The following is a 13,828-nucleotide window of genomic DNA, read 5'->3' as shown; positions in this document are numbered from 1 at the left end:
CCTCTGTTCGTTACTATGCAGCATCGGCATTGGGAAATCTGGGGGAGGCAGCCAAACCCTACGTCAAAGACATCGCTGACATCCTCAAGGATAAATCCGTTGACTCCTCTGTTCGTTACTATGCAGCATCGGCATTGGGAAATCTGGGGGAGGCAGCCAAACCCTACGTCAAAGACATCGCTGACATCCTCAAGGATAAAACCGTTGACAACTCTGTTCGTTCCGGTGCAGCATCGGCATTGGGAAATCTGGGTGAGGCTACCAAACCCTACGTCAAAGACATCGCTGACATTCTCAAGGATAAAACTGTTGACCCGTATGTTCGTTCCGGTGCAGCATCGGCATTGGGAAATCTGGGGGAGGCAGCCAAACCCTACGTCAAAGACATCGCTGACATCCTCAAGGATAAAACCGTTGACTCCTCTGTTCGTTACTATGCAGCATCGGCATTGGGAAATCTGGGGGAGGCAGCCAAACCCTACGTCAAAGACATCCTCGACTTCCTCAAGGATAAAACCGTTGACAACTCTGTTCGTTCCGGTGCAGCATCGGCATTGGGAAATCTGGGGGAGGCAGCCAAACCCTACGTCAAAGACATCGCTGACATTCTCAAGGATAAAACCGTTGACAATGATGTTCGTTCCGGTGCAGCAAGGGCATTGGGAAATCTGGGGGAAACAGCCAAACCCTACGTCAAAGACATCCTCGACTTCCTCAAGGATAAAACTGTTGACTTTATTGTTCGTTCCAGTGCAGCAAAGGCATTGGAAAATCTGGGGGAGGCAGCCAAACCCTACGTCAAAGACATTGCTGACATCCTCAAGGATAAAACTGTTGACCCCTATGTTCGTTCCGGTGCAGCATCGGCATTGGGAAATTTGGGGGAGGCAGCCAAACCCTACGTCAAAGACATTGCTGACTTCTTCAAGGATAAATCCCTTCGCTCCTCTGTTCGTTCCGGTGCAGCATCGGCATTGGGAAATCTGGGGGAGGCAGGCAAACCCTACCTCAAAGACATCCTCGACTTCCTGAAGGATAAAACTGTTGACTCCTATGTTCGTTCCGGTGCAGCAGAGGCATTGGGAAAGATAGAACAACTTAACCTGAATAATATTGTTGTAATTCTGGATAGCATCTATAACGATGGTCAATCAGAATTTGCACAGTGGCGATTTTTGACATATTTCCTGGGTGGCGGCACTGATGAAGTTAAAACACTGCTTACATGGCTAGGACGCCCTGACACTAAAACAATTCCTACTCAATTGAACCACGATCGCGGTGATAAAACTCTCAAAATCTTTGCCCAAGTCTGGGAACCGAGTCGAGATTTTGCACGATTACGCGAAGACTTAGCAAAGCAAATTGCTGTAGTTGCGAGAAAAGTCCATTGGAAACCGCAAGATATTGTTATTTTAGAAACCCACTACAACAACCTCAAAAATGCCGGATTCAATGAAGCTGATTCGCTGCAATCAGTAATAGTTAACCTCAAGGGTAGGCAGTGGTTTTTCAACGCCATAACTACTATTTTGATTCATGCTGCCTTTTGGCTTGCCCTCATCTTTGCCTATCCCAAATTTCCCCAAGTTCAAGCCATCTTCTTCTGGAACCCTTGGGTAAGGCGCATCTTAGGCGTGGGCTACGTCGGCTTTCTCCTCGCCTGGATTCCCTTTTTCCGCCGCAAGTTATTTGAACCCTTCAAGCCTTCCCTACTAGCCGATGCCGGGTTAGATAATTTTAACCCCCAAACATACTTTCCAGAATCTAAAGTGAAAGTTCCCAGTGCAGATGAACCCCAAGCAATTACCCAGGTGCTACCCAGCATCGCAGGGCAAATAGTCTTAGAAGGTGATTCTGGTTTTGGTAAGTCGATGTTTCTCCGCCATCTGGTGAAAACCTCACCGCGCATTGTGGTTTATTTACCCGCCCGCAAGTGTGACAAAGGGGTAATTGAAGCAATTCAAGCCAAGCTGCACGGACAAGCACAAGATGCTGATTTTCTCAAGAATTTAATTTACAGTGGTGCGTTAGATATCTGCATTGACGGACTCAACGAAGTCACAGCCGACACCAGGGCAAAAATTTGTCAGTTTGTCGAAAGCTATTTCCGGGGTAACATCATCATGACTACCCAGCCCCTAGAGTGGACACCACCCTCAACAGCCAAGATATATAAATTACAGTCCCTTGAGCCAGCCCAAATTCAGCAATTTTTGATTTCCCGTCAGCCACGACTGCCCAAAGATGCCAAAGTTCAGGGTAATAATTACGAGCAAGCCTGCACTAGCTATCTAGCAACAGCCCTCAGCAAGCAGCAATCACCAGAGGAGTTAACTCCTAACCAAAGAGTTCTCTCTAACCCAATGGATTTAACTGTTGTGGCGTTAATGATCTCCCAAGGTGAATACCCCGATTTGTTTCACCTGCAACAACAGCAATATAATTTGATGGCAGCCGAATACCTGCAAGAGTGGAACCAGGAATTTCCCTTAAAAAAATTCTCCGATGCTGTCTATCAGATGCGGCTGAACGATGAGCAGGCGCTACCTGGAGATAAATTTCAGCAGGTAGTCCAGTCTTTAGAAGATGAGAAATATAAAATGGTCGTCAGCCGTCAGTGGCAAAACGAAGAAGGTGCAGCCAAGAGAGAATGGCTTTTCCGCCACGATAAGATTATGGAATTCTTTTTAGTGCAGAACTTTCTGGGCGAGAACGATGAAGCGAAAAATCGGCTGATTGACCACATGGGCGACTCCCGTTTTCGCGGTGTCTACTTTTTGCTAGTAAACTTACTGCCTTTAGATGCTGCTAAAGAACTAAAGGAAAAATTAGTTCAATACGCCGCCGATACCAAAGACCATACTGTGAGTGATACCTTTGTGCAATTGTTGCGACCAAGGTCGTGATATTAATTCGTAATTAATAAAGAGACTTATAGTCTGAGGGAAAATTTTTGATTTAATTAAAATGAGTCTTTGATACTCGTGAATGAGTATTTGAACTGGATGAATCCACCTCTGAACTCCGTTAACGAGTCTTTGAACTGGATGAATCCACCTTTGATCTCCGTTAACGAGTCTTTGAACTGGATGAATCCACCTTTGATACTCGTGAATGAGTATTTGAACTGGATGAATCCACCTTTGAACTCCGTTAACGAGTCTTTGAACTGGATGAATCCACCTTTGATCTCCGTCAACGAGTATTTGAACTGGATGAATCCACCTTTGAACTCCGTTAACGAGTCTTTGAACCGGATGAATCCACCTTTGATCTCTGTTAACGAGTATTTGAACTAGATGAATCCACCTTTGATCTCCGTTAACGAGTCTTTGAACCGGATGAATCCACCTTTGATCTCTGTTAACGAGTATTTGATATTAAATATATTGCGATCGCAGCTTAAAACATATAAATTTAGGCAGAGCGATGTCTGATCTCAAGCCGCTCTGCATCTACGCCGACACCAGCCAAATCAACGACTACACCAATGTCTAGCGATCGCAGATGTTCTGCATTCCAATTCCAGAGAGCATCAGCACTTTAGGTGAATCAAACGCGCCAGTACTGAGAATAACTTCCTGATTTACAAAGGTTTGGTGCATCGTCATGAGCGGAAACTAGATTTCCAATTTTGGAAATAAGAGCCATTACTGCCTTTAAATGCTGCGAAATAACTGAAATAAAAATCTGACCTTTCACATCATCTAGAAAAACTAATGCTAAACCTAAACCCTGAGCAAGCTTTCTTACTAGGGAATGGAAGCGAAGTTTTCTAGATAAGAGTAAAAAGTCAGATATTAGAATGAGTGGAAAAAGAGATTGTGTTTGTCCTACTACCAGGTAGAATTAATGCTCAGTTCACCTGGAACTAAGCTTAATAAATGGGCAAAGGAATTAATCACGACCCCAGTTGCGATCGCGCTCATAGCGACGGTTATTGTCATAAATGTTGCGAAGGTTATTATCGCGGTCATCGCGACGATTGTTATCGCGGTCATAGCGACGGTTATTATCGCGGTCATAGCGACGGTTATTATCGCGGTCATAACGGCGATTATTATCGCGGTCATAGCGACGGTTATTATCGCGGTCATAACGGCGATTATTGTCACGGTCATAACGGCGATTATTATCGCGGTCATAGCGACGGTTATTGTCGCGGTCATAGCGACGGTTATTATCGTCACGAATGTTCCGAAGGTCATTCTGGCGGTCATAGTCACCATTTCTGTGGTGACGACTATGAAGTTCGTACTTCCCATCATCATTGCGTTGAGAGATGTAGCTATCTAACTCAGCAGGATAAGATGCTGGTGTATTAGCATCAGCTTTTGGAAAAATAGCCAAAGCTGAAGCAGATGCTATCAAGCCGGCGAGCAAAATAGAAGTAAAGCGGTTCATGATGTGAGTCAAAAATTATTGACAGTAATTTATGCAAGTCCAGTCTGTTTAGGAAGAGCAGATTCCACAAGTCTTTAAATCAATCCTAACAGTGTTGAATAACTCGAAAAGTTTTCTTGGGTGCGGTGATTGAGAAAAGTTTTGTCGTCTGTGATACTTTCTAACTTTCCACAGCCCGTTAAAAGTCAAAATTAAAATAAATCTTTGAACTCCATTAATAGAAATATGAGTGAAAAAAATGTAGAGACGTAGTACTGCTACGTCTCTACAAAAGTTCTGGATAACGCATATTTAATTTCTGGATTCTAATTAAGTTTTTGATTTAAATACGTTACGTAAGCGTACCCTTCGGGAAGCAAGCTACGCGTAGCGTCTCGTAGAGAAGCTCGTCGTAGACATCGCTCCTTTCCCAACACCTAGACCATCGATTCAGTAAGCCTCAATACCCTACTAGGCAAGACGCACACTAATCATAATTAGTGTGCGTCTGCGATTAGATTTTAGAAATTCTCGAACTTAGCGATCGCATCCTTCATTTTATCCACCACTTCATCGACAGGGATAACTCCCAATTCTCCAGAGGCGCGGGTACGGATGCTCAAGGTGTTGGTTTCCACTTCCTTCGCTCCCACCACAGCCATCACGGGTATTTTTTCTTTCTCTGCATTGCGAATTTGTTTACCCAAGCGATCGCCACTTGTATCAACTTCTGCACGGATGCCCAACGCTCTCATCTTCGCCACCACATCTTTAGCAAAGTCTAGCTGTGTATCACCCACTGGGAGTAATCTAGCTTGCACTGGCGCTAACCACAAAGGGAAATCGCCCGCATATTCTTCAATTAAGATCCCAATTAACCGTTCCAGCGAACCAAAAGGCGCACGGTGAATCATCACTGGACGTTTGCGAACCCCATCTTCAGCGACGTATTCCAACTCAAAGCGTTCTGGCAAATTGTAATCAACCTGCACAGTTCCTAATTGCCACTCCCGATCTAGGGCATCACTAAAGATAAAGTCAAGTTTGGGGCCATAAAAAGCCGCTTCTCCAATACCTTCAAAATGTTCCATCCCCAAAGTTTCAACTGCCCGGCGAATTGCACCTTCGGCTTTGTCCCAAACTTCATCATTGCCAATGTATTTATCACTAGCAGGATCGCGGAAACTGAGTCTAGCTTTAAAGTTCTTCAGTTGCAGCTTATTGAACACCGACAAAATCAAATCCACCACACTGAGGAACTCACTATCTAACTGTTCTGGGGTGACGAACAGGTGAGAATCATCCACAGTAAAACCGCGCACCCTTGTTAAACCGCCCAATTCCCCTGATTGTTCGTAGCGGTAAACAGTACCGAATTCTGCCAGTCGCATCGGTAGTTCTCGATAAGAGCGTAACTCACTCTTATATATTTGGATGTGAAAAGGGCAGTTCATCGGCTTCATAACGAAGCCCTGTTCCTGTGCAGCAGCTTCCTCATCATCTGCCATTAGGGGGAACATATCTTCTTTATATTTTTGCCAGTGTCCAGAAGTTTTAAATAAATCTACTCTGGCAATGTGAGGCGTTACTACAGATAAATAACCCCGTTTTACCTGTTCTTGTTTCAGGAAGTCTTCTAAAGTACTCCGTAACAAAGTACCTTTGGGTGTCCACAAAGGTAAACCTGGCCCTACTAGATCGGAAAATATAAATAATCCCAGTTCCTTACCCAGTTTCCGGTGATCTCTCCGTAGCGCTTCTTCTTTGCGTCGCTTATATTCAGCGAGTTGTTCTGGACTTTCCCAGGCGGTGGCGTAGATGCGTTGTAATTGGGCTTTAGTTTCATCCCCACGCCAATAAGCGCCAGCAACGCTTTCTAATTCAATTGCCTTAGGGTTTAATTCACTGGTATTTTCTAGATGAGGCCCCGCACACAAATCCCACCATTCATTCCCCAGGTGGTAAATCGTGATTGGTTCGTTTTTGATATCTGCCAGAATTTCTAGCTTGTAGGGTTCCTTAATTTCCTGAATCCGGCGTTCGGCTTCTTCGCGGCTGACTTCTTCCCGAATTACTGCCAATTTGCGATTGATAATCTTCACCATCTCTTTCTTGATGGCTTTGAGATCGTTTTCGCTAAATGGTTCTGGACTGTCGAAATCATAGTAAAAGCCGTTTTCTATCCAAGGGCCGATTGTAACTTGTGCCTTGGGAAACAGCTTTTGTACTGCCATTGCCATTACATGGGAAGCAGTGTGGCGAATCTTTTTTAAGTTCTCCGATTCGCTGGTACGCGGTAAATAAATTTTTTCAACTTGTTCTGACTGTTGTGACTGATTTGATGAATTTGGCGACATTGGCTGCTGAACCGTTGGCGAAGTGATTACAAAAGTTGATTTATCTGAATCTGTAGGCTTATTCAACTATAACGACTTTGGTTAAGTGGTCATTTGTCATTTGTCATTTGTCATTGGTGCATACCCCATCCCTTGCAATGCCATGAGCAGTTCAACAAAGCTCACTGTAAACTTGCTTTGATGGTGGGCAGAAAAACTTTTTCTTTCATCGGAGTAATTCAAACTATGTTACAGAGTGGGCGTGCTTTCTCTTGGACTAATGACTAATAACTAACGACTTTGCGTAGCGGTTTGATTCTGAGTCCTGGATTTTGACTCCTGAATTCTTCTTCAATCCAAAGATAAAGATAAATTTTTGATTTCTTACCTGAATGTCAAATTCAGGATTGCCCGCGATCGCTAAATTAGCTTATGAATTGCAACTCGGTGTCATATATACCTATAGTTACCTCTCCAAAGGCACTGTACAAACCAGATATCAAGACTATATAATGAATTTTGTGCCCTTTGTTACAAAATTTTACATTACGAAATTATGAGAGAAACCAAAAAAGTATTAAGAAACGTAAATAACGTTAATATTAGTAAGCAAGTTTGAAATATCTCTCTCATTTATGTCAGACTCAAATTTACCAGGGACTGAGTTGCTAAAAACGGTTTTAGATCCGCTGCTGGAAGATTTTCAGCATTGGTTTACGCGATCGCGCCATTTACTCGAAACTGAGGAACTATCATTTATGAGTGACCAAGAGCAATCTGACTTGCTCTTGCGGGTTAAGCAAGCGCAGGATGAACTAAATACGGCGAAGATGCTATTTAATGCAACTGATAAACAAGTCGGAATTGATATGGCAACGTTAATGCCTTGGCATGAATTAGTAACAGAATGCTGGAATGTCGCAATGCGCTTTCGTCAAGGACGTGAAGTCTAAGCGCTAAATTTCGGCTGACAACTTAGCGATGTCTCAAGACTAGCCAAGGAAGCGTCTACGCAAGATGGTAAATCGGTCGTTAAAAAGATAGTAGAAAATTCTTAACAATTTCTTAACATTATCTGGATTAACAAAATAATGTATCCTATGCTACCGTAAGTGGAATAACGGTTGACAAATAGCTCCATATAAATGTAAGCGCATGAAGAGTGCGTAGAATACTCGTCTTAACTGTGAGTCACAGTATCAGCGAAACAAAGCGTTACAAAATAAAGTTTAAAAATTCCTGTTCTGGAGGAAAATCCAATGTTACATCTGCTTTACATTCTTGCTTTTACAATCCTTGCATTTATAGCTGTTGGCAACTTAATTCGTAACCTGATTATGTTCAGTTTCGATCGCGAGCGAACTTACCCGACGAATTCTTCGCCAATGAATAATCAAGGCAACTATGGTTATTATTCATCAAAGAGACAATTTGTACCCCATCCAGAGTTATTAGATAGCGCTGGAAACTTAATTAAAGAGCCACTTTTGGTAATGCGTTCAATCAACGTTGAAGATGCGCGTCAACATCTTGATGCACTTTACGAAGCATCCCCAGGACATAAAAGAGATAATTCTGAAGAAGTATAACGTAGAGACGCGATTAATCGCGTCTGTTAGGAGTTTGGGTGTAAATGATTGTTGTTTTTACATCCTTAATTTTTTTAGTAGAAATTTATTCTCATATCAATCAGTCAATGTAGCTTTTTTGCATTTTGTTAAAAATACTCGCGATCGCAGGCGAATACAATTTTCATTCTATTTAACGAATTTCCAATTCTTTTTTAGCACTTTTCAACTGTCTCCAGAGAATGTGAATTTGTTTGTAAGCCTCTTCTGGGGAAAGTTTACCATTAGTTTGGAGGCTGCAAATGTAGTTTACCCGTTGAGAAAAATCTTGAAGATTAGCGTTAAATACTAGATACTCTGGTTTAAATTGCCCATAATATGGACTACGAGGATATAGAAAATCACATAGTTCGGATAGCAAATCAGATTGTCGGTTCATAAATATTTAGAGTCTTACGGATTAGAAATTATCTAATTGGAAAATTTTAACAAAGCTTTCGCGCACCCTTTTGACAAGCATTACAGAAAGAAGTTTGAGGTTCAAAGTCAAGACAGCCGAACGCTTCCTCAGAACAAGCTTTCATTGGATGTACAGTACACTTAAGGCGATAGTCGTTAGTAAAATATTCACAAGCATGACAAGGAATTTCATGTAGCTTTTTTAAATGATTTATCCCTTGTTTTAAAGTAAACCAGATACTCAAAACAAAGAAAATCAAAGTGGCCCAAGCAAATGAAGCACAAAAAATTGTAGCCAGCATAAGTCATCCTCCTAAAGATTAGAAAAAAGTGCCCGCAGTCAACTGCTTTTAACCGCAGGCATGAAATATTATTTAGCTGGTGTTGAGTGAAACTAAAATAACTAAGTCAGTAGGTAGACATAAATCAATATGTCATTGCCTAAGCAATCTAATTATTAACTTGTTGATATTGGGATTACCGTATGTATGCATTTCTCACTAGGTAGGTTTATTGATATAAATACTGATTTAATCAGTACTTAATTTCACTAGATACTTGACTGTAAAGACGTAGCATTCTACGTCTTTACATCATGGATACTAAATCGAGTTAATTGCGATTGCACCGAATAAAGCAACACTAGTCAATAGCAGATAAGCGAAGATTGCTCCACCAATTCCACCAATCAAAAAGCCCTCAGTAAATTGACTCCATTCGGCGACAGTATTGATGCTCTGTGGTACTTTGGCAACTGTTGCAACCGCAACCGATCGTGAATAGATTTCCTGTTGTCTTTCGTAGCTAGTAGTGCCATAAAGCGAAAAACCAATTGTCAGGATGATAATCAAACTGCCTGTGGCTAGTAAACCAACCAAGCTGCCCACATTAGAATTGCGTAATAAACCTAATGAACCTAACGTAGCAAAGGGGCCAACTAGCCAGTAACCATGAGCCATGCCAATTTCTAATCCCCGCCACAAAGCAGATATACCAGGGCGGTAAATTGGCAAGTATTTGAGAAACTTCAGCGTCAAATCGGAAGAATTGACTACGGTTACTTGATTACTCGTTTGGCGATATACACGTGGAGGCTGAACCATATCACCATTTTTAAAATCAAATCCGCCTGCGATCGCACGAGCGCGGAGAGCGTGCCAAATGTGACCTAACAGAAATATGAGCGCTAGGACAAAATGGAAAGTTACCAACCAACCACGAGCAGAAACTATACCAGCAGAAGTTTCTATAGCTCTAACTGGGCCATAAAAAACTTCGGGATAGACAGTGTTATTGACTGATGCAAAATATGCTGCTAAAAAGCCCATGTATGCTACAGCACCAATGCTGTAAGATAAATACGCTTCCCCTGAGTAAATCAAAACTCGGCGTGCCCAAGCAAATGGCTTAGTCAAGATGTGGAAAATACCACCGCCAATTAACATCAAACCAACCCAGATGTGACCGCCAACAACATCTTCCAAGTTATCAACAGCAGCCAATCCCTCTGAACCCCAAGCCCCAAATAGGTAGCCAAAAATGCGGAATGGGTTAAGTGTCGGATGATTGATTACCCTAACATCTCCACCGCCAGCAGCCCAAGGATCAAACAGTCCACCCCAAAACACCGCCTTAGCAACTAAAGCCAAAGCACCCAAACCTAAAAGTGTTAGGTGAATGCCCAAGATGGTTGTCATCTTGTCCTTATCTTCCCAGTCATAGCCAAAAAATCCAGCCCAAGTGGGATTATCTTGTAACACTTCTGGCCCCAGCAGAGAGTGGTAAATACCACCAGCAGCCAGAATCACTGAAGGTATCAGATGTAAAACGCTGATTACGAAGTAGGGATAGGTGCTAATAACTTGCCCACCAGCACCGACACCCAAACCTAGAGTTGCTAGATGAGGCAGTATGATTAACCCTTGCTCATACATTGGCACATTAGGGTTGAAGCGCGACAATTCAAACAGCGTCATCCCTCCAGCCCATAACAAAATCAATGCAGAATGGGCAATATGAGCGCCTAGTAATTTTCCCGATAAATTAGTGAGACGAAAGTTACCAGCCCACCAACCAACATCAGGTATCTGTTGCTTATATGGGCTATCTTCAATTACTGCTGTCATTTCCAAAACTCCTTGAGAATATTTAGCAATATTGTTGAGCTTATACTCTAGACAATTGCAAACTTATTGCATTAAAGCGAATTTAGCTAATTGGTTGCGGAATTACCGCCTCCTGACTCACCCTACCCTTGCGAAAATCGAACCCACGCGCCCGCAAGGCGTGCCAGATATGACCTTGGAGAAAGAAGAAAGCTAACCAAAAATGGGCATTAGCTAACCAAGTCCGGGCAGTTACAAGGTCAGGGTCAGGTGATGAAAAGTACGGCACGATATTCTGTCTAACCACGAGCGCCGGCCCATAAAAAATTTCAGGATATACAGTGGTGTTTACTGATACAAACAGAGTTGCAATAAAGCCCATCAGTGCCAAAGCGCCCAGACTGTAAGAAAGGTAAGCTTCTCCAGACCAAACAAATAGTGGATGCGTCCAGGTAAAGGGCTTTGTCACAATGTGGAAAAGTCCACCGAAAATCAATATCGCACCAACCCAAATGTGTCCGCCAACCACGTCTTCGAGGTTGTCAACGCCAGCAATCCAGAATTTCCTAATTGCGCCAAACAGATAACCAAAAATGATGCCTGGGTTTAATGTCGGATTTGTAATTACCCGCACATTTTCAACATTTGGGTCGTACAAACCCCCAAAGTACATTGCTTTGGCGACTAACAAGAATGCACCACAACCCAGTAAAACCAGATGTATACCAAGGATTGTGGTCATTTTACCCGTGTCTGACCAGTCGTAGCCAAAGAAAGGAATTCTACCTTCTAATTTTTCCGGGCCACGCAGGGAATGAAAGATTCCTCCGAAACCCAAAAAGGCTGAAGAAATTAGATGCAAAGCTCCAATTACAAAGTAGGGATAAGTATCCACGACTGCACCATTTGCGCCAACACCCCAACCTTCAGTAGCTAAATGAGGTAGCAAAATTAAGCCTTGCGAGTACATCGGTTCCGCTGGATTAAAATGGGCTAGCTCAAATAAAGTCATAGCTCCTGCCCAGAAAACGATTAGACCAGAATGAGCGACGTGAGCGCCTAGTAATTTCCCTGATAAGCTGGTGAGTCTGGCGTTACCAGCCCACCAAGGCGAGTCAGTAAGGTCTTGCTCTACCGACAGCGGACTTGTAGAAGTTGTCATTTTACATCTACCTTTTATTGAGAATCTTATTCAATAACTCTTAAAAAAGAGTCTACACTAAAATTTCAATTAATGAAAGAAAGTCTCATTAATAATCTTCGCTCCGTTTCTAGTGGCGGTTGATGCAAGCCGCAAGGATGAGCAGCGAGATGCTGTGATTGGCTTGGACAGACGATGAAATCTTCTTTACGTCGTCTACATTGAGCGTGAAAACGACATGATTAGGATCATTTCGGCTCGGAAAGCGACGCGCAAGGAACGTGAATACTATGAAAGCTGAAGTTTTAAAAAAGCGACTCGATAAAAATCGTCCAATGACAACAATCACAATTCGCATTCCCGAAGATGTGATTGAGGATTTGAAGCGAGTAGCACCATTGTTAGGGTTTTCTGGTTATCAGCCATTAGTTCGTGCTTACATCGGACAAGGACTTCGAGCCGATCTTGAGCGACTTGAAGGTGATACTGTTTCTACATTGATTGCCAGCCTGAAACGGCATGGTGTGAGTGATGAGATAATTCGTGAAGCACTCAGCGAAGCGACTGGCGACGCAGTAACACTTAGTAACGGCAGTATTCCTCTGTCATGAGTAGCGGGAGTTATCTGCTTGTGTTCTAGGTTACTAGTATAGAATAAACTGCGATCTATTATTTAAAAGTGCATTGACCAGATTTGAGTTCATAGTAGATGGGCCACCAGTATCACAACAGGCTCGTACTCGCGGTAAGGGCAATAGGCTTCAAGATTGGAAAAAGACAGTGCGACAAGAGGCAGAAAAATACTGGTCTTCGGAACAAAAAACAGCTACTGGGTTGGTTATGCTGCAAATAACCTATTTCTATGATTCCGATCAAATAGATGTAGACAATATAGTGAAGCCTATTCAAGATGCAATTAAAGGATTAGCCTACGTCGATGATAATCAAGTAAGCGATCTCCTAGTTAGAAAGAGAAATTTGTCAGGTAACTTTAAAATAGAAAATATGACCTCGACATTGGCGGAAGGCTTTGTTCGCGGCAATGAATTCTTACATATTGTCGTAATTGATGCTCCTAACCAGGAGGTAATTATTTAATGGAAACTTCAACCGCAAATTTAGAAAGAGAGCGATTGCTGAAACTAGCAGAGGAGTATCGCCAGAAGGGTTACGAAGTTTTTTTTCATCCAAATCCAGAAGAGTTGCCTGACTTCCTTAACCACTATCGCCCTGACATGATAGTACGTCGGGGAGAAGAAAATGTAGTTATTGAAGTCAAGTCACGCTCCTCACTGAACTCTTCTTCTAATCAATATTTAGGTAATTTAGCTCAAGCGGTAGAAAAACATGCTGGTTGGAGATTTGAATTAGTAATGACCAACCCGGAGGATACAACGTATTCTCCCAAAGCAGAGACTTCTCTTCAAGAGCATGATATAGAATCACAGTTGCAAGCAGCGAGGCAACTTACAACGCAACATCCAGAATTAGCTCTCCTATATTCCTGGTCCTTAGTAGAAGCAACTTTGAGACTTATTGCCCAAAAGGAAGAGCTAAGTTTACAAAGATTTGATCCACGCTACTTAATAAAGCAATTAGCAACTGAAGGTGTAATTTCAAAATCTGAGTATCAGTTACTAATGAATGCACTCCCATTACGTAATTCTATTGCTCATGGCTTCAAAACTACACAAATTACGCAAAATTCTGTATATGAATTGATCGAGCTTACAGAACAACTCTTGAGAACTCTACACACTGGCGATGAAGCAGGCTAACACTGCGTTGGTTGGAGTGGATGGCACTGCGCGATCGCACTAATCATAAAATAGG

The 13,828-nt window shown here is 42.5% G+C and carries 15 protein-coding genes; 8 read left to right on the top strand and 7 right to left on the bottom strand.

Going from position 1 to position 13,828, the window contains the following annotated elements:
• From V7K84_RS11100 to V7K84_RS11090, 3 genes are all read left to right on the top strand, one after another.
• On the top strand, nt 1-2,909 hold a 2,909-nt coding region (locus tag V7K84_RS11100; RefSeq protein WP_334838047.1), incomplete at its 5' end, for a HEAT repeat domain-containing protein.
• Between the two features lie 99 nt (nt 2,910-3,008).
• Nucleotides 3,009-3,302: a hypothetical protein gene (locus tag V7K84_RS11095; RefSeq protein WP_334838045.1), complete on the top strand. Its 294-nt coding sequence runs from the start codon at nt 3,009-3,011 to the stop codon at nt 3,300-3,302.
• Nucleotides 3,303-3,440 (top strand): hypothetical protein, encoded by a 138-nt coding sequence (locus tag V7K84_RS11090; RefSeq protein WP_334838044.1) that lies wholly within the window; start codon nt 3,303-3,305, stop codon nt 3,438-3,440.
• Nucleotides 3,441-3,497: 57 nt separating this feature from the next.
• Here V7K84_RS11090 and V7K84_RS11085 read toward each other — a convergent pair whose 3' ends face one another.
• From V7K84_RS11085 to thrS, 3 genes are all read right to left on the bottom strand, one after another.
• The gene (locus tag V7K84_RS11085) at nt 3,498-3,614 is read right to left on the bottom strand and encodes a GMC family oxidoreductase N-terminal domain-containing protein (RefSeq protein ID WP_334838043.1); all 117 of its coding nucleotides are present in this window, start codon (nt 3,612-3,614) and stop codon (nt 3,498-3,500) included.
• 286 nt (nt 3,615-3,900) lie between these two features.
• Nucleotides 3,901-4,407 carry a hypothetical protein gene (locus V7K84_RS11080; protein ID WP_334838042.1) on the bottom strand — a complete coding sequence of 169 codons (507 nt, stop codon included), beginning with the start codon at nt 4,405-4,407 and terminating at the stop codon, nt 3,901-3,903.
• Between the two features lie 500 nt (nt 4,408-4,907).
• Nucleotides 4,908-6,743, bottom strand: a complete 1,836-nt coding sequence (thrS, locus tag V7K84_RS11075) for a threonine--tRNA ligase (RefSeq protein WP_334838048.1) — start codon at nt 6,741-6,743, stop codon at nt 4,908-4,910.
• Nucleotides 6,744-7,357: 614 nt separating this feature from the next.
• Here thrS and V7K84_RS11070 point away from each other — a divergent pair.
• Nucleotides 7,358-7,675: a DUF2605 domain-containing protein gene (locus V7K84_RS11070; RefSeq protein WP_322677914.1), complete on the top strand. Its 318-nt coding sequence runs from the start codon at nt 7,358-7,360 to the stop codon at nt 7,673-7,675.
• 306 nt (nt 7,676-7,981) lie between these two features.
• On the top strand, nt 7,982-8,311 hold the full coding sequence (locus tag V7K84_RS11065) for a DUF2973 domain-containing protein (RefSeq protein WP_334838041.1): 330 nt from the start codon (nt 7,982-7,984) through the stop codon (nt 8,309-8,311).
• Between the two features lie 172 nt (nt 8,312-8,483).
• Here the strand turns inward: V7K84_RS11065 and V7K84_RS11060 are convergent, their stop codons facing one another.
• From V7K84_RS11060 to V7K84_RS11045, 4 genes are all read right to left on the bottom strand, one after another.
• Nucleotides 8,484-8,729: a DUF7219 family protein gene (locus V7K84_RS11060; protein WP_334838040.1), complete on the bottom strand. Its 246-nt coding sequence runs from the start codon at nt 8,727-8,729 to the stop codon at nt 8,484-8,486.
• 46 nt (nt 8,730-8,775) lie between these two features.
• Nucleotides 8,776-9,051 (bottom strand): hypothetical protein, encoded by a 276-nt coding sequence (locus V7K84_RS11055; protein WP_334838038.1) that lies wholly within the window; start codon nt 9,049-9,051, stop codon nt 8,776-8,778.
• Nucleotides 9,052-9,351: 300 nt separating this feature from the next.
• Nucleotides 9,352-10,875 carry a chlorophyll a/b binding light-harvesting protein gene (locus tag V7K84_RS11050; protein WP_334838036.1) on the bottom strand — a complete coding sequence of 508 codons (1,524 nt, stop codon included), beginning with the start codon at nt 10,873-10,875 and terminating at the stop codon, nt 9,352-9,354.
• Nucleotides 10,876-10,957: 82 nt separating this feature from the next.
• The gene (locus V7K84_RS11045; protein ID WP_334838035.1) at nt 10,958-12,016 is read right to left on the bottom strand and encodes a chlorophyll a/b binding light-harvesting protein; all 1,059 of its coding nucleotides are present in this window, start codon (nt 12,014-12,016) and stop codon (nt 10,958-10,960) included.
• Between the two features lie 269 nt (nt 12,017-12,285).
• Here V7K84_RS11045 and V7K84_RS11040 point away from each other — a divergent pair, with 269 nt between their 5' ends.
• From V7K84_RS11040 to V7K84_RS11030, 3 genes are all read left to right on the top strand, one after another.
• Complete coding sequence (locus tag V7K84_RS11040; protein ID WP_334838034.1) at nt 12,286-12,606, top strand: hypothetical protein; 321 nt, start codon at nt 12,286-12,288, stop codon at nt 12,604-12,606.
• Between the two features lie 73 nt (nt 12,607-12,679).
• A complete protein-coding gene (locus V7K84_RS11035; RefSeq protein ID WP_334838032.1) occupies nt 12,680-13,093 on the top strand; it encodes a RusA family crossover junction endodeoxyribonuclease in 414 nt (137 codons plus the stop codon).
• Nucleotides 13,093-13,773 carry a hypothetical protein gene (locus V7K84_RS11030; RefSeq protein WP_334838031.1) on the top strand — a complete coding sequence of 227 codons (681 nt, stop codon included), beginning with the start codon at nt 13,093-13,095 and terminating at the stop codon, nt 13,771-13,773. Before V7K84_RS11035 ends, V7K84_RS11030 begins: the two co-directional genes overlap by 1 nt.
• The last annotated feature ends 55 nt before the right edge of the window (nt 13,774-13,828 follow it).

Origin of the sequence: Nostoc sp., assembly GCF_036917315.1 — a bacterium.
In the GTDB taxonomy this organism is placed as follows: domain Bacteria; phylum Cyanobacteriota; class Cyanobacteriia; order Cyanobacteriales; family Nostocaceae; genus Nostoc.
The sequence above is the reverse complement of the archived record's forward strand: the minus strand, read 5'-3'. Positions and strand labels throughout refer to the sequence as shown.

What these genes read in the sequence shown, in the direction of transcription:
- V7K84_RS11095 (WP_334838045.1), top strand. Translation starts at nt 3,009, where the DNA reads ATGAATCCACCTCTGAACTCCGTTAACGAGTCTTTGAACTGGATGAAT.
- V7K84_RS11090 (WP_334838044.1), top strand. Translation starts at nt 3,303, where the DNA reads ATGAATCCACCTTTGATCTCCGTTAACGAGTCTTTGAACCGGATGAAT.
- V7K84_RS11085 (WP_334838043.1), bottom strand. Translation starts at nt 3,614, where the DNA reads ATGACGATGCACCAAACCTTTGTAAATCAGGAAGTTATTCTCAGTACT.
- V7K84_RS11080 (WP_334838042.1), bottom strand. Translation starts at nt 4,407, where the DNA reads ATGAACCGCTTTACTTCTATTTTGCTCGCCGGCTTGATAGCATCTGCT.
- thrS (WP_334838048.1), bottom strand. Translation starts at nt 6,743, where the DNA reads ATGTCGCCAAATTCATCAAATCAGTCACAACAGTCAGAACAAGTTGAA.
- V7K84_RS11070 (WP_322677914.1), top strand. Translation starts at nt 7,358, where the DNA reads ATGTCAGACTCAAATTTACCAGGGACTGAGTTGCTAAAAACGGTTTTA.
- V7K84_RS11065 (WP_334838041.1), top strand. Translation starts at nt 7,982, where the DNA reads ATGTTACATCTGCTTTACATTCTTGCTTTTACAATCCTTGCATTTATA.
- V7K84_RS11060 (WP_334838040.1), bottom strand. Translation starts at nt 8,729, where the DNA reads ATGAACCGACAATCTGATTTGCTATCCGAACTATGTGATTTTCTATAT.
- V7K84_RS11055 (WP_334838038.1), bottom strand. Translation starts at nt 9,051, where the DNA reads ATGCTGGCTACAATTTTTTGTGCTTCATTTGCTTGGGCCACTTTGATT.
- V7K84_RS11050 (WP_334838036.1), bottom strand. Translation starts at nt 10,875, where the DNA reads ATGACAGCAGTAATTGAAGATAGCCCATATAAGCAACAGATACCTGAT.
- V7K84_RS11045 (WP_334838035.1), bottom strand. Translation starts at nt 12,016, where the DNA reads ATGACAACTTCTACAAGTCCGCTGTCGGTAGAGCAAGACCTTACTGAC.
- V7K84_RS11040 (WP_334838034.1), top strand. Translation starts at nt 12,286, where the DNA reads ATGAAAGCTGAAGTTTTAAAAAAGCGACTCGATAAAAATCGTCCAATG.
- V7K84_RS11030 (WP_334838031.1), top strand. Translation starts at nt 13,093, where the DNA reads ATGGAAACTTCAACCGCAAATTTAGAAAGAGAGCGATTGCTGAAACTA.